Origin of the sequence: Natranaerovirga pectinivora, from assembly GCF_004342165.1 — a bacterium.
Classification (GTDB): Bacteria; Bacillota; Clostridia; order Lachnospirales; family DSM-24629; genus Natranaerovirga; species Natranaerovirga pectinivora.
Map to the genome: position 1 here is coordinate 163,404 of NZ_SMAL01000007.1, position 21,839 is coordinate 185,242.

Annotated in this window: 20 protein-coding genes; 18 read left to right on the plus strand and 2 right to left on the minus strand. The window is 30.6% G+C overall.

Going from position 1 to position 21,839, the window contains the following annotated elements; all coding sequences use genetic code 11:
* Nucleotides 1–2: 2 nt before the first annotated feature.
* The 8 genes from EDC18_RS10855 (at nucleotide 3) to rpsI (ending at nucleotide 6,693) form a co-directional block, all read left to right on the plus strand.
* Nucleotides 3–539, plus strand: coding sequence for a bL17 family ribosomal protein (locus tag EDC18_RS10855; protein ID WP_132253072.1), 537 nt, complete (start codon nucleotides 3–5; stop codon nucleotides 537–539).
* Nucleotides 540–1,151: 612 nt separating this feature from the next.
* Nucleotides 1,152–2,006 (plus strand): energy-coupling factor transporter ATPase, encoded by an 855-nt coding sequence (locus EDC18_RS10860; protein WP_132253074.1) that lies wholly within the window; start codon nucleotides 1,152–1,154, stop codon nucleotides 2,004–2,006.
* Complete coding sequence (locus tag EDC18_RS10865) at nucleotides 1,991–2,848, plus strand: energy-coupling factor transporter ATPase (RefSeq protein ID WP_132253076.1); 858 nt, start codon at nucleotides 1,991–1,993, stop codon at nucleotides 2,846–2,848. The genes EDC18_RS10860 and EDC18_RS10865 overlap by 16 nt, the downstream gene beginning before the upstream one ends.
* 73 nt (nucleotides 2,849–2,921) lie before the next feature.
* Entirely contained in the window at nucleotides 2,922–3,713 is a 792-nt protein-coding gene (locus EDC18_RS10870) for an energy-coupling factor transporter transmembrane component T family protein (protein ID WP_132253077.1), read from the plus strand.
* A 22-nt stretch (nucleotides 3,714–3,735) separates the two neighbouring features.
* Complete coding sequence (gene truA / locus EDC18_RS10875) at nucleotides 3,736–4,485, plus strand: tRNA pseudouridine(38-40) synthase TruA (protein WP_132253079.1); 750 nt, start codon at nucleotides 3,736–3,738, stop codon at nucleotides 4,483–4,485.
* A complete protein-coding gene (locus EDC18_RS10880) occupies nucleotides 4,482–5,615 on the plus strand; it encodes a YibE/F family protein (protein ID WP_132253080.1) in 1,134 nt (377 codons plus the stop codon). The genes truA and EDC18_RS10880 overlap by 4 nt, the downstream gene beginning before the upstream one ends.
* Nucleotides 5,616–5,838: 223 nt before the next feature.
* Entirely contained in the window at nucleotides 5,839–6,273 is a 435-nt protein-coding gene (gene rplM, locus EDC18_RS10885) for a 50S ribosomal protein L13 (protein ID WP_132253082.1), read from the plus strand.
* A gap of 27 nt (nucleotides 6,274–6,300) precedes the next feature.
* A complete protein-coding gene (rpsI, locus tag EDC18_RS10890) occupies nucleotides 6,301–6,693 on the plus strand; it encodes a 30S ribosomal protein S9 (RefSeq protein ID WP_132253084.1) in 393 nt (130 codons plus the stop codon).
* A 209-nt stretch (nucleotides 6,694–6,902) separates the two neighbouring features.
* Here the strand turns inward: rpsI and ymfI are convergent, their stop codons facing one another.
* Nucleotides 6,903–7,634, minus strand: a complete 732-nt coding sequence (gene ymfI / locus EDC18_RS10895; RefSeq protein WP_132253086.1) for an elongation factor P 5-aminopentanone reductase — start codon at nucleotides 7,632–7,634, stop codon at nucleotides 6,903–6,905.
* On the minus strand, nucleotides 7,627–8,493 hold the full coding sequence (locus EDC18_RS10900) for a deoxyribonuclease IV (protein ID WP_132253087.1): 867 nt from the start codon (nucleotides 8,491–8,493) through the stop codon (nucleotides 7,627–7,629). The genes ymfI and EDC18_RS10900 overlap by 8 nt, the downstream gene beginning before the upstream one ends.
* 274 nt (nucleotides 8,494–8,767) lie before the next feature.
* On the opposite strand from EDC18_RS10900, the gene EDC18_RS10905 reads away from it, so the two are divergent.
* The 10 genes from EDC18_RS10905 (at nucleotide 8,768) to EDC18_RS10950 (ending at nucleotide 21,637) form a co-directional block, all read left to right on the plus strand.
* Nucleotides 8,768–9,769 carry an LCP family protein gene (locus tag EDC18_RS10905; protein ID WP_132253089.1) on the plus strand — a complete coding sequence of 334 codons (1,002 nt, stop codon included), beginning with the start codon at nucleotides 8,768–8,770 and terminating at the stop codon, nucleotides 9,767–9,769.
* 110 nt (nucleotides 9,770–9,879) lie between these two features.
* Nucleotides 9,880–11,205, plus strand: coding sequence for an LCP family protein (locus EDC18_RS10910; RefSeq protein WP_132253091.1), 1,326 nt, complete (start codon nucleotides 9,880–9,882; stop codon nucleotides 11,203–11,205).
* A gap of 18 nt (nucleotides 11,206–11,223) precedes the next feature.
* A complete protein-coding gene (locus EDC18_RS10915; protein ID WP_132253093.1) occupies nucleotides 11,224–11,823 on the plus strand; it encodes a hypothetical protein in 600 nt (199 codons plus the stop codon).
* 94 nt (nucleotides 11,824–11,917) lie between these two features.
* Nucleotides 11,918–13,795: an LTA synthase family protein gene (locus EDC18_RS10920; protein WP_132253095.1), complete on the plus strand. Its 1,878-nt coding sequence runs from the start codon at nucleotides 11,918–11,920 to the stop codon at nucleotides 13,793–13,795.
* Between the two features lies 1 nt (nucleotide 13,796).
* Nucleotides 13,797–15,356: a murein biosynthesis integral membrane protein MurJ gene (gene murJ / locus EDC18_RS10925; RefSeq protein ID WP_132253097.1), complete on the plus strand. Its 1,560-nt coding sequence runs from the start codon at nucleotides 13,797–13,799 to the stop codon at nucleotides 15,354–15,356.
* Nucleotides 15,349–17,508 (plus strand): DUF5693 family protein, encoded by a 2,160-nt coding sequence (locus EDC18_RS10930; RefSeq protein WP_132253098.1) that lies wholly within the window; start codon nucleotides 15,349–15,351, stop codon nucleotides 17,506–17,508. Before murJ ends, EDC18_RS10930 begins: the two co-directional genes overlap by 8 nt.
* 4 nt (nucleotides 17,509–17,512) lie before the next feature.
* Nucleotides 17,513–18,604, plus strand: coding sequence for a polysaccharide pyruvyl transferase CsaB (csaB, locus tag EDC18_RS10935; RefSeq protein WP_132253100.1), 1,092 nt, complete (start codon nucleotides 17,513–17,515; stop codon nucleotides 18,602–18,604).
* 20 nt (nucleotides 18,605–18,624) lie between these two features.
* Nucleotides 18,625–19,353 (plus strand): WecB/TagA/CpsF family glycosyltransferase, encoded by a 729-nt coding sequence (locus EDC18_RS10940; protein WP_132253114.1) that lies wholly within the window; start codon nucleotides 18,625–18,627, stop codon nucleotides 19,351–19,353.
* Nucleotides 19,354–19,408: 55 nt separating this feature from the next.
* On the plus strand, nucleotides 19,409–20,290 hold the full coding sequence (locus EDC18_RS10945) for a YitT family protein (protein ID WP_132253116.1): 882 nt from the start codon (nucleotides 19,409–19,411) through the stop codon (nucleotides 20,288–20,290).
* A gap of 234 nt (nucleotides 20,291–20,524) precedes the next feature.
* On the plus strand, nucleotides 20,525–21,637 hold the full coding sequence (locus tag EDC18_RS10950) for an ABC transporter ATP-binding protein (protein WP_132253117.1): 1,113 nt from the start codon (nucleotides 20,525–20,527) through the stop codon (nucleotides 21,635–21,637).
* The last annotated feature ends 202 nt before the right edge of the window (nucleotides 21,638–21,839 follow it).

Consider the following 21,839-nt stretch of genomic DNA (forward strand, 5'->3'; position numbering starts at 1 on the left):
TAATGGCAGGCTATAGAAAACTTGGAAGAACTTCTGATCAAAGAAAAGCTTTACTTAGAAATCAGGTTACAAATTTAATTTACCACGGTAAAATTAAAACAACTGATACTAAAGCTAAAGAAGTTCGCAAGATCGCTGAAAAATTAATTGCAATGGCAGTTAGAGAAAAAGATAATTACACTGAATTGACTGTAACAGCTAAGGTACCACGTAAAACAGCTGACGGTCAAAGAGTTAAAGAAGAAGTGAATGGCAAAAAAGTTACTGTTTTTGATGAAGTTGAAAAATCAATCAAAAAAGATAACGCAACGCGTTTACATGCAAGAAGACAAATGTTAAAGGTATTATATCCAGTTAAGGAAGTACCAGCTGAAAACGCAAAAAGAAAAGCTAATACTAAAGAAATTAATTTAGTTGATAAATTATTTGATGAGATTGCACCAAAGTATGTAGATCGTAATGGTGGATATACAAGAATTATTAAGATTGGTCCACGTAAAGGTGATGCAGCTGAGGAAGTAATTTTAGAATTAGTGTAATAGTATATATGGGGATTAAGCGAATAGCTTAGTCCCTTTTTAAATATTTATTCTTTTTGGTGTTGTCAATGGGGACGAATATCAAGTGTTATATATATAAGATTAATCGACTCTTATCCATCCTTGGATAAGAGGGTCGAGCTACGCCATCTTTGGCTCCGCGGTCAAATCTTATATATATAACACTTGATATTCTGCGAGTGGATATTTAGATATGTTTAAAAATTATTATCAGTTGGGACGAATCTGGACTGCTATATATATAAGATTAATGGACCCTTATCCATCCTTCAAGAAAGTGATTGTATCACTTTCAAGTGAAACATAAAAATTCAATTCCTTGCAAGCAAAATGAATTTTTATATTTCAGGGTAATAGGGTCCAGCTACGCCATCCTTGACTCCGCGGTTAAATCTTATATATATAACACTCCATATTCTGCCTGTGGTTTTTTTACGCGTTGTGATGTCTTAGAACGTGGAAAATATTTAAAATTATAAAACAGATTTTTATGATGCTTTCTACAATTTTTGTGGTTTAAGGTGTTGTAATAAATTTTTCTAAAGTTTATAATCTTATAAAAGGATTCTTATTAGATTTGAGGATGATTGTATGGATAAGTTTGTTAATGGACAGGGTTTGGTTTTTGAGTATCATAGTCATAATGATGAAGAGGAAACTGGGGCGTTTTTTAGGGCCCTTGATGGGGTTTCTATTGAGATTAATAGAGGTGAGTTTATTGCTGTTCTGGGACATAATGGCTCTGGGAAGTCTACTCTTGCTAAGCTGATTAATGCTTTGTTAAAGCCTACTGAGGGGACGCTTTGGATTAAGGGGTTGGATAGTAAAGAGGATGCTCATATTTGGGATATTAGACAGAGTGCTGGTATGGTTTTTCAGAATCCAGATAATCAAATTATTGGGACCATTGTTGAGGAAGATGTTGCTTTTGGGCCTGAGAATTTGGGGATTCCTTCTAATGAAATTAGATTCCGTGTGGATAATGCTTTAGATAGAGTTGGTATGAGTCAGTATAAAGACCATTCTCCTAATAAGCTTTCTGGGGGTCAGAAGCAAAGGATTGCTATTGCAGGTGTTATGGCAATGAAGCCGGAGTGTATTGTTTTAGATGAGCCAACGGCTATGTTAGATCCTAGAGGTAGAAAAGAAGTTATTGAAACCATAAAGATGCTTAATAAAGAAGAACATATTACAGTGATTCATATTACACATTATATGGAAGAAGTGACTCAAGCGGATAGGATTATTGTTATGGATAATGGCAAGATTGTAATGGAAGGTGCGCCTAGGGAAATTTTTAAAAGAGTGGATGAGTTAAAAAGTTTAAAACTGGATGTGCCTCAAGTAACGGAGCTTGCTCATTTATTACGAAATGAGGGTATTGAACTTCCAGAAGGTATTTTAACAATTGAAGAAATGGTTGGTGCTTTATGTCAATTAAGATAGAGAATGTTAATTATTTTTATGGTAAGGGTACACCTTATGAAATGCATGCGTTAAAAGATATTACCTTAACCATTCCTAAGGGCCAATTTATTGGTCTTATTGGACATACAGGTTCTGGTAAGTCTACTTTGATACAGCATTTGAATGGCCTTGTTAAGGCCACAAGTGGACAAATTTATTATGATGATAAAAACATCTACGGGGAAACTTTTAAATTGAAAGATTTAAGACAAAAAGTGGGATTGGTATTTCAGTATCCAGAGCATCAGCTTTTTGAGATGACGGTGTATAAAGATATTGCTTTTGGTCCTCATAATCTTAATTTAAGTGCTGAAGAAATTAAAAATAGAGTGTATAACGCTGTAGAAAAAGTTGGATTAGACAAAGAGATACTAGAAAAGTCTCCTTTTGAATTGTCTGGTGGTCAAAAACGAAGGGTTGCTATTGCCGGTGTTCTTGCCATGGAGCCAGAAGTTCTAATTTTAGATGAACCCACTGCAGGATTAGATCCAAAAGGAAGAGATGATATTCTCAATGAGATTAACAAATTACAAAAAGAGACTCAAAAAACCGTTGTTTTAGTGTCTCATAGTATGGAAGATATAGCAAAATATGTGGATAGAATTATTGTAATGGATAAGGGTAAAGTGAAGTTTGATGATATGCCTAAAAAGATATTTAAGCACTATAAAGAACTTGAAGAAATAGGACTAGGAGCACCACAAATTACGTATTTAATAAATGAACTTATTAAAAAGGGTTTTGATATAAAAGAAGATATAACAACAATTGAAGAGGCGAAATTAGAGCTTATAAAATGTCTAAAGAATCGTTACATTTAGATATGGCAAGTCACTTTCTCTTGAAATTTATGGGATTTTATTTTTAAAAACCTAAGAAAGGAAAGGAAGTCAAATGATAAGAGACATTACAATTGGACAATATTATCCAACGTATTCTATAATACATCAATTAGACCCAAGAGTTAAAATAAACGGGACCTTTGCTTTTATTTTATCCATATTTTTTGTGGGGAATTTTTATGGATATATAGTGGCAGCATTGTTTTTATTTGGAACCATTAGGATTTCAAAAGTACCTGTCAAATTTATTCTAAAAGGGCTAAAAGCTATATTTATGATTTTGTTATTTACAGTACTATTAAATATGTTTTTAACCCCAGGAGAAAATGTTTTGTTAAAAGCAGGCCCATTAACCGTTACTGATAAAGGGTTTGAATTGGCTATTTTTATGGCTATTAGGTTAATATTTTTAATAATGGGATCTTCATTATTAACATTAACCACTTCGCCAATACAGTTAACAGATGGCATTGAAAGACTATTGTCTCCACTAACCAAAATTAAAGTACCTGCCCATGAAATTGCTATGATGATGACCATTGCTTTAAGATTTATTCCAATTTTATTAGAAGAAACAGACAAGATTATGAAGGCTCAAATGGCAAGAGGTGCAGATTTTGATAGCGGTAACATTATTAAGAAAGCAAAAAGCTTGATTCCATTATTAGTGCCTCTCTTTATATCAGCATTTAGAAGAGCCGATGATTTGGCAATGGCTATGGAAGCAAGATGTTATAGAGGCGGAGAAGGAAGAACTAAGCTAAAAGAATTGATATATGAAAGAAAAGATTTTATAGCATATTGTATATTATTGGCATATTTTGTTATGATAATAATCGTATAGATTTTTTTGAGAGTGTGATAAGATGAAAAGAATTAAATTAATAATAGCATATGATGGAACCAATTATTGCGGGTGGCAAATACAAAACAATGCCATAACCATACAAGAGAAAATTGAAGAAGCTTGTAGAAAATTGTTTTCCCAGGAAATAAAATTAATAGGTGCAAGCAGAACAGATACAGGGGTTCATGCTATGGGACAAGTAGCCGTTTTTGATGTGGATACTACTATACCATGTGATAAAATTGCATATGCATTAAATGCAAGATTACCAGAGGATATTGTGATACAAAAATCAGAAGAAGTGCCTTTGGAATTTCATCCTAGATATGATGCAATTAAAAAAACTTATAATTATTTAATCTTAAACCAAGAGTTTATATTACCCCAACATAGACATTATGCTACGTTTATATCTAAAAAATTAGACTTAGGGGAGATGAAAAAAGCAACCAAACTATTTATTGGAAAAAAAGATTTTAATGCATTTTGTTCTGCTCATTCTTCTGTTAAAAGCACTGTAAGAACAGTTTATGATTTAGAAGTGAAGAAAGAGGATTCATTTATTAAAATAGTCATAACAGGAAATGGATTTTTGTACAATATGGTTAGAATTATTGCAGGCACTTTAATTGATATTGGGCTACATAGAATTACCATTGAGGATCTAAATAGAATTATTGAAAGCAAAGATAGAGCAAATGCAAGTGCAACTGCTCCAGCGAAAGGTTTAACATTAGAGAAAATATATTACGGGGAGGAAAAAATATGATATTAAGAAAAACAATAAGCTCTTTTTTAATAGTACTTATTTTGTTATTAGGAATAAGTTCAAATGTATTAGCTAATGAAGAAAGAGATGAATTATACACAGGGGAAGTTATTAGTATCATTAGCGATGAAAAAATAGAATATGAGACATCTGGAGGTGCATATACTTTTAGACAACAAGTTATGAAAGTGAAGCTTTTAGATGGTAAGTATCAAGGGCAATTGGTTGAGGTTGTAAACGACATTGATGATATGATGGCTTATCAGTTGATTGTTAGTAAAGGGGATAAGGTTATTGTTTTTCTTTCAGAGTATGACAATCAATTCCGTATATTTGACATGAAACGAGATTCACAGATTTTGTGGTTGGTTATTCTATTTATGGCAATTATGTTGATTATAGGTGGTTGGAAAGGGTTTAAAAGTATTCTTTCTTTATTAATAACCCTAATTGCAATCGTAGGGGTTTTCCTACCGAGAGTTTTAAAAGGAGATAATCCTCTAGTACTATCTATTATAATATCAATAATCGTTACATTTTTTACCATACTAATTATTTCAGGCGTTAATAAAAAGTCAATTACTGCTATTATGGGAATATCTTTTGGTGTTATTTCTGCGGGACTTATTGCCTTGATTTTTGGACAATTAACTCATTTGACAGGCATTGCATCAAGTGAGGCACAAATGCTAATGTATATTCCACAAGTATTGAATGAAGGCCTTCAATTGGATTTTGGAGATTTATTATTTGCAAGTATATTACTTGGGACATTAGGAGCGGTTATGGATGTCTGTATCTCTATAGCTTCTGCAATTAGTGAAATATACGATGCAAATCCAGCACTGAAGGTTAGACAATTATTTTGGTCGGGTATGAATATTGGTCGAGATATAATGGGAACCATGTCTAATACACTAATATTAGCCTATGTTGGGAGTTCAATACACATAATGTTATTGTATTTAGCCTATGAGTTGCCTTTAAAAGATATATTGAACCAAGAGTTGGTTGCTACAGAGATCGTAAGAGCTTTAACAGGAACTATTGGTCTCGTTCTTTCTATCCCATTAACAGCATTAACAGGTGCAATCTTATATAAAAAAAATTTTTTTAAAAGAGCTAATTAAGAGGATAAAAAAGAAAAGACTTATAGTTTTCCAGTACTTGTAAATTAAAAATTAAAATTATTACAAAAAAATAAAAAAAACATCATATCGTCTTGACACACGTGGTCGATTGTACTATAATAATTTGGTATGAGTTTAAAATGTTAGAAAGACCCATTAGCCCCGGGTTTTAGATAGATTTACTCATGAAAGAATAGTTGATAGATGAATAGGAGGGAACTCGATGAGCAGTTTTATGGCGAAAGCAGAAACAGTTGAGAGAAAATGGTATGTTGTCGATGCAACTGGCCATACTTTAGGACGTTTAGCTTCTGAAGTAGCAGCAGTGCTTAGAGGAAAACATAAACCAATCTTTACACCTCATGTTGATACAGGTGATCATGTTATAATTATTAATGCAGATAAAGTTAAATTAACTGGTAAAAAACTTGATCAAAAATTATACAGATACCATACAGGTCATCCAGGTGGTTTAAGAGAGATTACTTATAAAGAAATGTTAGCAAACAAACCAGAAGAAGTATTTATGCATGCAGTAAAAGGAATGTTACCTAAAAATGTTTTAGGAAGACAAATGCTTACTAAATTGCGTGTATACAGAGGAACAGAGCACGGACATGCAGCACAAAAACCAGAAGTACTAGAAATCAAATATTAGTGATTTGTACTGAAAGGAGGAAATGAATTGGCAACGGTTAAATATTATGGAACAGGTAGAAGAAAAACGAGTATTGCTAGAGTGTATTTAGTACCAGGTAATGGTAATATTACAATCAATAAATCAAATATAGATGAATATCTTCCATTGGAGACTCTAAAATTTATTGTACGTCAACCATTAGAATTAACTCAAACAACAGACAAATTTGATGTTTTAGTTAGTGTACATGGTGGAGGATTTACAGGCCAAGCTGGAGCGATCAGACACGGAATTTCTAGAGCATTATTACAAGTTGATGCAGAATTACGTCCAGCTCTTAAAAAAGCAGGTTTCTTAACAAGAGATCCAAGAATGAAAGAAAGAAAAAAATACGGTTTAAAAGCAGCGAGACGTGCACCACAGTTCTCAAAAAGATAATGAAAAACCCCACAATGTGGGGTTTTTTTGCGTTATAAGTCAACTAAATTCTATTATTAATATTGAGTAAAGCAACAATAGACAAATCGTCCATGTCAGTAGTTCGCCCTTGGGGAGGCAATATTATATATTTGGCGTCGACCGGCTGAAAGGAAAGGCAGCCAAATATATAATATTGCCTCCCCAAGGGCGAACGTAAGCTACCAGAATTAAATCCACCCTCCATCAAGTCGAATAACCTGCCCAGTCAAATAATTGGCACCATCACTAGCCAAAAAACAAACCAAATCAGCAACTTCTTCAGCTGCCCCCATCCTATTACTAGGAATCTCATCAACCAAAGCCTGTTTCTCATCCTCATCTAAAAAACGATTCATATCCGTCTCAATAGCACCACAAGCAATAGCGTTTACTTGAATATTACTAGGAGCAAGTTCTTTACCTAAGGCATTGGTAAATGCATTTAATCCACCTTTAGAAGCAGAATAAGCTACTTCACAAGAAGCACCAACTTCCCCCCAAACAGAAGAAATATTAATGATTTTACCCATTTTGTTCTGCAACATTTTAGGAATCACATAATGGCAAGTATTAAAAACACTGGTTAAATTAGTATTAATCACATTATGCCAGTCTTCAATAGACATGTCAGATAACAAACCTATGTAGGAGATGCCAGCATTATTGACCAAAACATCAATTGAACCTAGGGTATTATAAAAGTGATCTAATATATTGGATGCTGTATTAAAATCACTTATATCACCAACCATTTGGGTGACAGTAACACCTAATGCTTTTATCTCTTGTTCCACTTGTTGGAGCAACCCTTCATTATTTTTACATATAATACCGATATTATAACCTTCCTTAGCAAACTTTAAAGCAATGGCCTTACCGATTCCTCTTGAAGCTCCTGTAATAACCACAGACTTACTCATTCGTATCACCTCGTAATAAATGAATTTCTTCTTTATATAAATTCTGTGTTTTACTTATCCAAGGGGTTTCAAGAATTAATGGTTTATCCTTAGCAACTTCATGATGAACAATATTATAAATGGCATCAAAACCAATATAATCTTTTCCTTTAGGGTTGTTACCATCAGCACCTATATTGGCATGACGATCTTTTTTTGCACCTATAGGATTAAGAGAACCATTAAGATGAAATACTTTAAGCTTTTCTAGACCGATGATTTTATCAAATTCATTTATAACACCATCAAAATCATTAACAATATCATAGCCACTGTCATGGGTATGACATGTATCAAAGCAAACGCCAATTTTATCATTATGGGTAACTTTGCTTATAATTCTTTCTAACTGTTCAAATCTAAAACCAACTTCTGAGCCTTTACCTGACATAGTTTCTAATAGAACATAGGGCTTTGTAGTAGTATCTAAAACGTTGTTTAATCCTTCTGCAATTCTATCTATGCCATAATCTAAATCTTTTTTTGTATAAGACCCTGGATGTACAACAATATAATTTGCCCCTAAAGCAGTTGTTCTTTCAATTTCCTCACCTAAAAAACGAATAGCCAATTCAAAAATATCATCTTGATAGGATGCAAGGTTTACAATATAAGGTGCATGGACAACAATATCAGAAAGGTTATGAGATTTCATAAACGCATGACCTTCTTGTATTTTTAGATCAGTAATGTCTTTTCTTTTTGTGTTTTGAGGTGCACCAGTATAAACCATAAAAGTATTAGAATCATAAGATAAAGCTTCTTGAGCAGCTTTAATTAAGCCACCTGATATTGAGACATGAGAACCGATTTTTATCATAAATACTCCTTTCATACAATTAATGTTAAAAATTGAAGTTATTTCACAGGTTAAAAAAAATCTTATCATCAAAAACTATATTACTACTAATAAAATTATTTGTAAAATAAAGTTAAAAAATGTCTTGATTTTATTTTAATATACAATAAAATAGTATTTCCAAAAAATCTATTAAAATAATATAAATGTTATACATTTGTAACCATAATTTGTAAATTATATGATAAAATTATAAATTAAGTGTAGCAATTCACTGTAACCTTGGAGGTAGACTATGAAAAAAACAAATAATAAATTTATGTATCTCATTTTTTCAATAGGTTTTATAGTATTAATCTCAGCAAGTCTTTTGATAGGATATGCAAATCCTCATACTAATACACCAAATAATAAACCAATTAACAATAATAATACAAATACAAATCAACAAGAAAATAATAATACCGTTGTTGTACCTCAACCTGAAAGGCCAAATTCAAAATTAGATTCCATAACTGGATTAATAATTGGAAATGATGGAAGTGGTTTTTTGGTGGATGTTTTAATGGTAGCACATTTAGACACGCAAACCAATGAAGTGAAAATAGTGTCTGTTCCACGTGATTTAATCATCGATTTTAGGGAAGAACATTTTAAACATATTAAAGAAAATAATCCCAGAAATAGAGTATTGTTTTGTAAATTAAGCGAGCTATACGCTTATTTAGGTCATAATGAACAAGCATTAAAAGACTTGATTGCTGTTGTAGAAATCATTATAGGTTTAGAAATTGACCATTATGTAAAGGTAGATATAGATGCTTTTAAAGATATAGTTGATATAGTTGATGGTGTTGAATTTGATGTCCCGGAGAATATGTTCCATGAAGACCCACTCCAAGATTTATATATAAACCTTAGAAAAGGTGTCCAAATACTTGATGGAAATAAAGCAGAGCAGTTGGTTAGATTTAGAGGGTATAGACTTGGTGACCTTAAAAGAATAGAAGTACAAAGAGAATTTTTATCTGTATTAATTACTAAGGTCCTTAGTGAAAGTAATTTACAAGAAATATTAAGTATTGTGGATACAGTTTATAAATACCTTGAAACAGATATCTCCTTCTTTGATATTCTAAAGTATGCAAATTATGTTGTTAAAGTGGATACTGATAATTTTATGAATACGGATAATATGATAACCATACCTTCTAGTTTTATAAAAATTAATAAAATAGATTATCTAGAGTGGAAGCTAGAAGAAGCAAATTTAAAAGTAAAAGAGCTTATTGACTAATGGTGGAAAAAATTGGATGATAATTTAAAACACTTTTCTTGTCATAATATAAACCTTTTGCTATACTATAAAGTGTTGTTTTAATACATTTTGTCGCAGGAGGAAGAAGCTTGAAAAAGAATAATAACAAAAAAAATAATAAACAAAATGACAATAAAAAAGTAATTAATAAATTTTTAAAAGTATTTTTAACAAGTATAGCTATCTTTTTAGTTATTGGTTCATTAATTACGGGAGGTTATATTTACTTACTTAGTCAATATGATGGAGATGATCTATCTTTTATTAATTTCTCTGGATTTGGGAAAAACCGTAACGAAAGTGGTAAAGGTATAAAAGAAAACTTAACATTCGCTTTTTTTGGTGTAGATGAAGATGGCTATAGACCAGACTCACTTATGGTAGGAATATTTAACACAAAAACTAAGAACTTAGACATCGTTTCAATACCTAGAGATACACGTATTGAATTACCAGACAGATTATATGCTACGTTAAGGGAAAGAAGAAGTGACACACCAAGAGTTATGAAAATTAATGCTGTATCAGCCTACTCTCATCCTGATAAAAGAAATGAATATGCAGTAGAAGCTTTAGAAAGTCTTGTACCCATTAAAATCGATTACTATATTAAGTTGAATTTAGAGTCCTTTAAAAAAGTAGTGGATATGATTGGGGGCGTTGAAATTACAGTGCCTCAAAACATGGTATATTCAGACCCATATCAAAACTTGTATATAAACTTAAAAGCGGGTAGACAAGTGTTAAATGGTGCTCAAGCAGAGCAACTGGTAAGGTTTAGATCAGGCTATGGAGACCAGGACCTTGGTAGAATTCGAATGCAACAAGAATTCATGAAAGAGTTCTCAAAGCAAATCTTGACAGACAGAAATATATTAAACTTAACAAATATATTGTCAACTGCATTAGAACAGGCAGAGACTAACTTTGAATTTAATGATGTACTACAATATATGCAATTTGCCAATGATTTTGATGTGGAGAAGCTAGAAATGGCCACATTACCAGGACAACCAAGAACCGTTGGTGGGGTATCCTACTTTGTTATGGACGAAGAAGGTACCATAGAACTATTTGAAGAGATTAAAATGAAAAATAAACCAATAGACAAAAAAACTGAAAAGGAAGAGCCAAAATTAATATCTTCAGTAGGTAAAAATATAGAGGTCTTAAATAGTACAACCATAGGTGGTATTGCAGGAGAAACAAGAGATCTTCTTAGAGAAAAAGGATTTACTGTTGTAAATGTTGGGAATTTTCTCAGCGGGGCCCTAAATACCACTAAAATTATTGTAAGAGAAGAAAACATGGGAGAAGATTTAAAAGAGTTTTTTAATAATCCAGTTGTGGAAGTAGATAATCAACTTTCTCCAAGTAATATAGATATTAGAATAATTTTAGGTACTAATCAATAGCACCGAAAGGGTGGGAACATGTTATCATTAAAAAAAGCAAAAATATTTTTGGCACTTAGTGTATTCTGTTTAATGGGGGCTGGATTTTTATTAATGACAACAGCCAATAAAGCCTCTACGCCAGAACCAGGATCTGTACAAGATCCATTAGTTACAAAAAGTTATATAGATAAAGAGTTAGCAAAGTTAGAGGAACAAATAACAAAAATAGTTAACAATAGTAGTGGTTCTGGTTCAACTACAATTGAGGTAGAAAAGATTTTAAGTGAGTACAATGTAAGATTACAACAACTAGAAAATCAAATACATACAAAACCTTCAAATGGATCGGATTCACATAAAAATACAAATTCTTTTATTGTCGTTGAACTAAATGAAAAAGATGTTTTAATCGGTGGAGAAGGAACAGAACTAATCGTAAGAGCTGGAAAGACATTTGTCCTTGACAACTTACATAATAATGGTATACCTAACATGACTACTGGAAAGACTCTATTCTTAGGTGATGCAATTGATAATAACCACTTACTTGTTATTCCAAGAGATGACGGAAGAGGAATCGTTAGCAGCACTAAAACTTGGGTAATGGTAAAAGGAGAATATAGTATAATTAAGTAATATATAACAATTAGATATTAATTAATCTTAGATGAAAATGATATTTTCAATTAACAAACTTGAGAATTCATTTTCATTATATTGAGGAGAAATCATGTTAAAGGAAATTATTAATAAAATAAAAGGTAGCAAGTATAATAAGTTTATTAAATTGATCTTTCATTTAGGCTTTATTATAAGTATACTAGTAAAAGTGTTTTATGTTCAGTACTCTGGAAAATATAATTTACCGCCCTTTAATCAAGAAGTAAATAATAGAATGTTATGGGCAACTTTTTTTACAATCTTAATCCTATACAGTATCATTCAGATTATATCTTTTAACAAAACAGAGCTAGTATTGCTTATATCAAATATATTAATAAGTATTTTGTTTTTAGCAGATGTGTTATATTCTAGATATTATGGAATGCCTTTAGGAATCAATATTATTTTAACTCAAATGGGTGTAGTTGGAGATATAAGCTCAAGTGTTATAACTTTAATTCGGATAAAGGATATTATTTTTTTAATTGACATACCTATTTTTATAGTAGTTTTAATAGTCATTAGTAAAACTAAAAAAATCAATTGGATCACTAAAATATCCATTAGTGTCAGTCTATTTATTATAGGCGTTCTTGGATTTAGATACATATATAAAGATGTAAACCATGTTATTTATAATTATGAAAGAAGATCCATTGTAAAAGATTTAGGAGTACTTTATTATCATTATTACGATGTAAAAGATTATATTAAAGTAGAATTTAGTAGAGATAAAAGTTTAAGTGAAGAGGAATATGCTTTAATTACTGACTATTTCTATGAACAAACAGTCAATGAATTTACTGGAATAGCAAAAGATATGAACATCTTAGTTATTCAATTAGAAGCTATGCAAGAATTTGTTATTAATCGGACAATTGAAGGGCAAGCAATCACACCAAACATTAATAGTTTGATAGAAGAAAGCATTTATTTTAATAATTTATATAATCAAGTAGGAAGTGGAAATACATCAGATGCTGAAATGATATTGAATAATTCACTATTTGGTTATGGAACAGGATCTACATACTTTATGTTCCCAAATAATTATTTTAGTAGTTTAGGCAATAAATTAAAAGATAATGGTTACGAAACAATGATGTTCCACGCGTATGAGCCTAGTTTTTGGAATAGGATAAATATTTATAGAAATTTAGGGTTCAATAGATTTTATAATATTAGAGACTATGAAATGACGGAGAAAAAGGGATGGAGTTTATCAGATAAAGAGTTTTTTAGACAATCATTAGATTTTATAGAAGAACAAGCAAATGGCAATCCTTTTTATGGTCATTTAATCACATTATCTACGCATCATCCTTATGATGCATTTATACATGATGATTTTAATGTTGGGAAATATCAAGGTTCAATGTTAGGTAATTTTATAAAAGGCGCTAACTATGCAGATCAAGCAATTGGATTATTTTTAGAGGAGTTAAAAGAAAGAGGTCTTTACGACAATACTTTAATTGTTATGTATGGTGATCACTCTGCTCTATTTGAGGACCAAGCCAGTAATCTATTTGATTATCTTGGGACAGATTATTCTCATTTTAAATGGGAAAAATTACAAAAGGTGACTGGTTTAATTCATATACCTAATGATAAAAGAAAAATTTTAGTAGATGATCCAGCTGGAAAAATTGATTTACTACCTACAATAGCTAATTTGATGAATCTAGAAATGCCTTATATGTTAGGAAGGGATACATTAAGTGATACTGAAAATCCTTTTGTTATTAGAAGAAATGGTACTTTAATAACAAATGAGTATTTATATTCAAGCCAAACAGGATCTGTATACGATATAAATACAGGAGAAAAACTCCCAATAGACTTATACAGAGAAGTAATTTTAGGGAAACAAGAGAAGTTAAGGGTTTCAGACTTAATATTAAAAAAAGACGCAATAAGGCAAATTATTAAGAACGGAGATTAAAATGAAGAAGAAAAGTACTGTTAATACAATTGCAGTTGTAATTTCGTTAACATTAATTGCAAAATTTATTGGATTTATTCGAGATGCTTTAATAGGAAGCAGATTAGGACAAACATTGCAAGCTGATGCCTATAATTTATCTCTAGAAGCAACAGTAATGACTTTTTTAAGCATAGGAACAGGTATTAGCATAACGCTTATACCAATAGTTGCTGGACATCTTAGAGACAAGGATCATATAAATGCCAATAAGGTGGTTAATAATATTATTAATAGTTTATTAGTAATAGTATTCGGTATAACTATTGTAGGGTTACTATTTTCACCATTTGTTTTAAGAGTTATTGCACCTGGATTTGAAGAAAATTTTATGTTAACAGTACATTTGACAATGATAATGTTTCCAGCATTGATTTTTATTGTTCTTGCATATATATTTGTGGCATATTTACAAGGAAATGAAATTTTTATAGTCCCTGCATTAATAAGCTTTCCAGGGAATTTTCTTATTATATTTTACTTATTCTTCTTTTTTAATGATTATGGCGTTTATGGTTTAGCAATAGCAACACTAATAATATGGATTTTACAATTTTTAATACAAGTTCCTAGTGCAGTTAAAGTAGGTTACAGATATAAATTCCATATGGATTTCAAAGATGAAGTATTTAGAAAATTCCTAATAACAATTATACCTATTATTTTTGTAACAGGGATATATCAATTAAATATTCTTTTAATTGATAATGTGTTTTCTTCTACAATTGGTAAGGGAAATGTTTCTGCAATACGTTATGCAAATCAAATTTATGTACCAACAGTGACGGTTATTGTATATGGTATTACTGCAGTTATGTTTCCCAAATTTAATAAAAGCTTAGTGACAAATAATGTAGAAGAATTTACTAATTCTGTTGCAACTGTTTTAAAAAGCCTTTTTTTCTTACTTATACCAATGACTATTGGTTTAATACTTGTTTCAATGCCTTTGATAAGTATGATTTATCAAAGAGATCAATTCGATATAAATGCAGTTATTAGCGTTGCAGGTGTTTTATCATCATATGCATTTGGTATGTTAGGTTTTGGTGTTTTAGATGTACTAAATAAAGGGTTTTATGCATTGAAGAATGTAAAAACGCCTGTATTTACAGGTGTTTGTATTTTAATAATGAATTTTGTTTTTTCCTATTTTTTAAAATCTAGTAGAATTGGGTTTTTAGGTATACCTTTATCCACATCATTATCTTTAATTATAGGTAGTATCATACATTTAACTTTATTTGCTAAAGCTGTAGGTATTTTAGACTTTAAGGGATTATTAAATTGTTTAGTGAAAAGTCTTTTTGCTGGAATATTTATGGGAATAGGCGTCTATTTTATAAGAGATGTGATACAAAGTTACGAATTTAAAAGTTTATTTATTAAACAAATTAGTACAATAGTCATTTGTGGGCTTGTAGGTGGTATTTTATATCTTATATTTTCAGTAATTATTAGAGAAGAGAATACAGTAGGGGTTATTAATCAATATAAAGCAAGGAGAAAAAAAGATGAATAAGAAAATTTTTATTGGCATTTTTACTATATTGAGTCTTTTAAGTATTTTTGGCTTAGTCACTACATTAATGGAGAGAAATGAAGTTGAACGAAGTAGCCATGGAATTGAATTTATCTTAGATTATAATGAAATAGAAAAACTTGCAGATGCGTCTGAAATGGACTTATTGTATTGGTTTAGAAATTTTTATGAATATGGTGCTACATCTGTAGCTTTAACTGAAGAGAATATACATTCACTAGCAAGAGAAAATAATATTATTTTCTTTATAACATATGATGATTTACTAAGTCAAAGAAATTTAGGTCAAGAAAATAAATTGTTTAGTGATGTTGAGTTTTTAGATTTAGAAAGATATGATGTCATCGTAACCACTACGAATCCATTTTACTATAATTGGATTGTTGATCAATACGAAACTTTTTATAGCGATAAATTAATTACTCATTTCATTACTGAGGATAAATATATTATAGTTCTTAATGGTTCTAGAGAAGAAGCCATAGTATTACGAGATGGTTTAGCAATAAACCAAGGTTCTAATTATAGTACACAAGTTGAAAGAATATATTCATCAACTGTATTAAATCTTGGGATTGGCCTAGATGAACGCAAAATTCAAATCATTGCTCAGTCTGGACTTGAAATCTTACCAAGGTTATTAGCTGATGGTGAAAGACCAAAAGAAAGACTAGCTTCCTTACAACAAGAAATGGATTATTATAATCTTAAACCAAGTGTAATGCTTTTAACGGGGAGAGAGGTTTTGGGCTTTCCAACACACATAGAAGAGTTCTCAAACTTTTTACTGGACAACAATATTAGTTTAGGGTTAATAGAGACAAATGTTCAGAGACAACATTTAAATTATAATGGACTAGAAGATTTAATTGACTATTTAAATAAGGAGCAATTAGTAAGAGTATTTACAACTTGGCCATATATTCAAGAAAGATATGGATATTATAACTATGAAGGTCCTGAAGAAATAATCAATACCTACTATAGAGCCATAACTGAAAGAAATATACGGATCATTTACTTTAGACCTTTTATTTATGAAACTAGATATGTTACGAGTGAAGAATCCTACAGGAAAATGTTTGAAGATTTAAACAAAAGGTTGGAAAATCATAACCTTTATATAGGAGAGCATACGCCATTTCCTGTTATGTTGAGCAGCTATTATAGGATTATGTTAATGACAATTGGTGTTATTATCCTTGGACTTATTTTATTAAATCTAATAGTCCCTCTTAACATGCTAAGTAATTTAGGGTTACTTGGATTAGGTATAGTTGGATTTGGATGTACTAATTTTGTGGCCCCTAATTTTTCGAAAAGTATCTTAGGGATTATCATTAGTGTTGTTATGCCTTGTTTATCCATAGCTTTTCTTCTAAATGGTTTTGAAAAGATTAAAAAGTCTAGTAAAAAAGCAAACTTAAAAACAATTATAGGTAAAAGTATATACTTTGTTGTAGTACTGTCTGGGATATCCTTAATAGGTGGTTTATATCTAAGCGGATTGCTTGCTGAAACAGATTATATTATTGAGCTAAGAATTTTTAGAGGTGTAAAAGTTAGCCAATTAATACCGTTAATAATAATTGGGATGTTGCTTATTAAAAATTTTATCAACCATAAGACTTATAATTGTAAAGAAGTATTTAATAAATATTTAAAAATGACTCTAAGGGTATTAGAAGCGCCTATTAAATTAAAATATATTGTCTATGTATTGGTTATTATAATGGTTGGGTATATTTACATTGCAAGAACAGGACATGAAACCAATGTACAACCTTCTATGCTTGAATTAATTACGAGGAACTTCTTAGAGAATCAATTACTTGCAAGGCCAAGGTTCAAAGAATTTTTAATTGCAGTACCTGCTATTTTCTTAAGTGTTTATTTTGTTTATTATTTTAAGTATACTTTTGCAGTTGTTTTTGTATTTATTGCAACAATTGGACAAACATCTATACTGAACACTTTTGCACATCAAAGAACACCAATGTACGTATCTGTTATTAGAACAATATATGGAGCTGTTTATGGAATTGTTATAGGGTTAATTGTATTATTGATATTTAGTGCGTTACATCTATTTTTGATTAAACAAATGAATAGGTTTAAGAAGGGAAATTAACAGAATGACTAAGATATTAATTTCAGGTTATTTGGGATTTGATAATAGTGGCGATGAATCTATTTTACAAGCCATTAGTACAAGTATTAAGGAAAGTGAATTGCCTATAGAGATTACTGCCCTATCATCAAACCCTAGAAAAACAGCGAAGAATCATCAAATAAATAGCCTACACTCCTTTAATCCCTTTAGCGTACTTAAAGGGATTTTAAGGAGCGATATTATAATTAGTGGTGGCGGAAACTTGTTGCAAGATAAAACAAGTTCAAAATCTCTATGGTATTATATTTTTATAATTTTTTTAGGAAAAGTATTTAGGAAGAAAGTAATGCTCTACTCTAATGGTGTTGGTCCATTAGATAAAAAAATAAACAAAAAAATAGTGAAAAAAGTAATCAATAAAGTTGATGTAATAACATTAAGAGAAAAATTATCTAAAGAGATGCTTATAGATATCGGTGTTACTAATCCACCAATTCATATTACTGCAGATCCTGTTTTCTTATTAAAACCTTCAGAAGAAGCTCGTATTAAAAAGATTCTAGAACAAGAAGGTATACAGAACAATAAAAAAAACATAGGTATATCAGTTAGAAAATGGGGAAATGAGAATCAGGTAAAAGAATTTGCAGGTTTTTGTGATGATATTGTTAAAAACAACAATATGAATATTGTTTTTATTCCTATGCAATATCCTCAGGATTTAATAGTTAGTGAACAAATTTTAGAAAACATGAAGGAAAAGGCTAAGATAATCAGTAAACATTATTCCTCAAATGATCAAATTGGTATTATTAAAGAAATGGATATCATTTTATCTATGCGATTGCATACCTTAATTTATGCTGGGATAGTATCGGTCCCTATGGTTGGAATAGTATATGACCCTAAAATAGAATATTATCTTAATCAAGTAGGAATGCCTAGTATTAAGCATATTGAAAATTTGAGTTATGAAGAGATTAAAAGCCACATTATAAATATTTATAATGATTATGAGATAAATAAAAAACAGTTAGGAATAAATAGTAAGGTATTAAAAAGAAAAGCAAAAACCAATAATGATTATTTGTTTAATCTAATTAAATCTAATTAAAAAAAAAGGCAAGTGATAATATGGAAAAAAAAGTTAATATAATTGGTATAAAATTTAATCATATATCTATGAAACAAGCAATAGATTTAGTAATGGGATATTTAGTTACTGCTAATGAAAAGACCCATATGATATGTACCCCAAACCCTGAGATAGTAATGATAGCTCAAAAGGAGGGAAGATTAAAAGAAATAATTAATTCTTCTGATTTGGTTGTTCCAGATGGAATTGGGATTGTAAAAGCTGCTAAGATATTAGGAAACCCCTTGCCAGAAAGAGTTGCAGGGTATGACTTGGTTCAAAATGTTTTTAGGAAAATTTCAAAAACAGTACATACTGTTTACTTTTTAGGGGGAGCACCTGGGGTAGCAGAAATAGCAGCAAAAAATATGATGGAAAAACATCCTGGTCTTAAAGTGATTGGGTATCAAGACGGATATTTTTCACAAGATAAGGAAAAAACTATTATTGAAGAAATAAATTCTTTATCGCCAGATTTATTGTTAGTTGGTTTTGGCGCACCAAAACAAGAATTTTGGATATCTGACAATAAAAACAAATTAAAAGTTAAAGCTTGTATAGGTGTAGGTGGGTCGTTTGACGTAATGTCAGGACAAATTAAAAGAGCACCTAAATGGATGATAAAATGTAATCTAGAGTGGTTTTACAGATTAATTAAACAGCCAACAAGAATAAAAAGAATGATCCTACTACCTATATTTATGATAAAAGTTATTTTTAATAGATAGAATAGGTTTAAATTTAACACAAGCTATTATTTATTTTCTAAGAAAGCAGGATAAAATGAATAATTTAGATATACACACCAATCGGCATCCAATCTATGAGTTTTTATTAATTGTAATTGGCACACTTTTATTAGCCATATCCATTAATGTGTTTTTTGATCCTATGAATCTTGTAATAGGTGGTGTTACAGGACTTGCCATAGTGATTAAATCCATTTCTTTGGATGTATTAGGCTTTGAAATTCCAATTTGGTTAACCAATATTGCCATTAATATTCCTTTGTTTGTTGTTGCAATTTATCTAAAAGGTAAAAGTTTTGGTAGAAAAACCTTTTTTGCTACAGTGGTATTAACAGTTGGGCTTTACTATACGGAAGGTTTACCACTGATTACACAGGATATTTTATTGGCCACAGTATACGGTGGGATAGTCGCAGGTGTTGGATTAGGTCTTGTGTTTCAGGCCTTTGCTACGACAGGAGGAACGGATTTAGCTGCTAGTATAGCACAACACTATTTAAGACATCTCTCTGTGGCAAGAATAATGCTGTTTTTAGATGGAATAATTGTTATATCAGGAGCTTTTGTTTTTGGTCCTGAAAATGCGTTATATGCCATCTTATCCATTTTTATAACCACAAAGATTATAGATGGTATTTTAGAAGGCGTCCATTTTTCAAAAGCTGCCTTCATAATCTCAGATGAATATGAAGAAATTGCTGCTTCAATATTGTTGAATATTGATAGAGGTGTTACGGGAATAAATGGTAAAGGCATGTTTTCAACCCGTGATAAACAAATCCTATTGTGTGTCGTATCTAAAAAAGAGATTGTCAAGTTAAAAGAGTTGGTAAAAGAAATTGACAGAAAAGCTTTTGTAATAGTAGCTGATGTAAAAGAAGTTTTAGGGGAAGGATTTATAGAATATAAACAGTAATTGCTAGAATGTGTGGACTAGATTCTATAATAATTGTAAAAAAAGACATGTAGTATACAAATTAGACAAATCTAATTTTAGGAATTTGTTAAATAAAGCTATGGAGTTGTAATTAAAAATAGTGTATAGTTACACTTGTGAAATTAATATTAAAATTGTATTACAAAAATGCGATTAATAAAAAGCCATAAAAGAAATCAATTATTTATATTTTTTTAAGGGGGCATTAAAAAAATGGCAAGTTTATCATTAAAAGGCGTAAAAAAAATATATCCTAATGGGATTACAGCGGTAAAAGATTTCAACTTAGAAGTAGAAGACAAAGAGTTTATCATATTCGTAGGTCCTTCTGGTTGTGGTAAATCAACAACTTTAAGAATGATTGCTGGATTAGAAGACATATCTGAAGGTGAACTTTGGATTGGCGATCGTTTAATGAACGAAATCGAACCAAAAGACAGAGATATAGCCATGGTTTTCCAAAATTATGCATTATATCCTCATATGTCAGTATATGATAACATGGCATTTGGATTAAAATTAAGAAAAACACCAAAAGCTGAAATTGATAAAAGAGTTAGAGAAGCGGCTAAAATCCTTGATATGGATCATTTATTAGATCGTAAACCTAATGCTTTATCAGGTGGACAAAAACAACGTGTGGCTATGGGACGTGCAATTGTTCGTGAGCCAAAAGTTTTCTTAATGGACGAACCATTATCAAACTTAGATGCAAAATTAAGAGTACAAATGCGTATCGAGATTTCTAAATTACATCAAAGACTTCAAACAACAATTATCTATGTTACACATGACCAAACAGAGGCTATGACTTTAGGAACTAGAATCGTTGTTATGAAAGATGGAATTATGCAACAAGTAGATTCTCCATACAATCTTTACAACAAACCAAACAATTTATTCGTTGCTGGATTCATTGGTTCACCACAAATGAACTTTATTGATGCAAAAGCTATCAAAAATGGTGACGGAGTAAGCTTAGTTTTCGGACCTAATACTATTATATTACCAGAAGCTAAAGCTAAAAAATTAATTGAAGCTGGATATATTGATAAAGACGTTGTATTAGGAATTCGTCCAGAGGACATCCATGATACTCAAATCTTTATTGAGTCATCTCCAGAAAGTATGGTTGAAGCGACAGTAAACGTATTTGAAATGTTAGGTGCTGAAGTATTCTTATACTTAAACACAGAGCAATATGATTTTACTGCACGTGTTAACCCACGTACAAATGCAAGACCTGGTGACACAATCAAATTAGGTTTTGACTTAAACAAAATTCATGTTTTTGATAAAGAAACTGAGCAAGTTATTACAAACTAATAACTTTTAATAAAAATATTAGAGGAAATGCATAAAATTTTGCATTTCCTCTTTTATTTTTGGTTTATATGCTATAATATATAATTAGGAAGTAGTGAATAAAAAAGGGCTCTTTGTCAATAGTTGGGGGGGATTGGTTTCAATTCCCCTCCATTCTTGGCTTTAGAGCTATTTTTGTATTCTATAATATAATACGCATTTT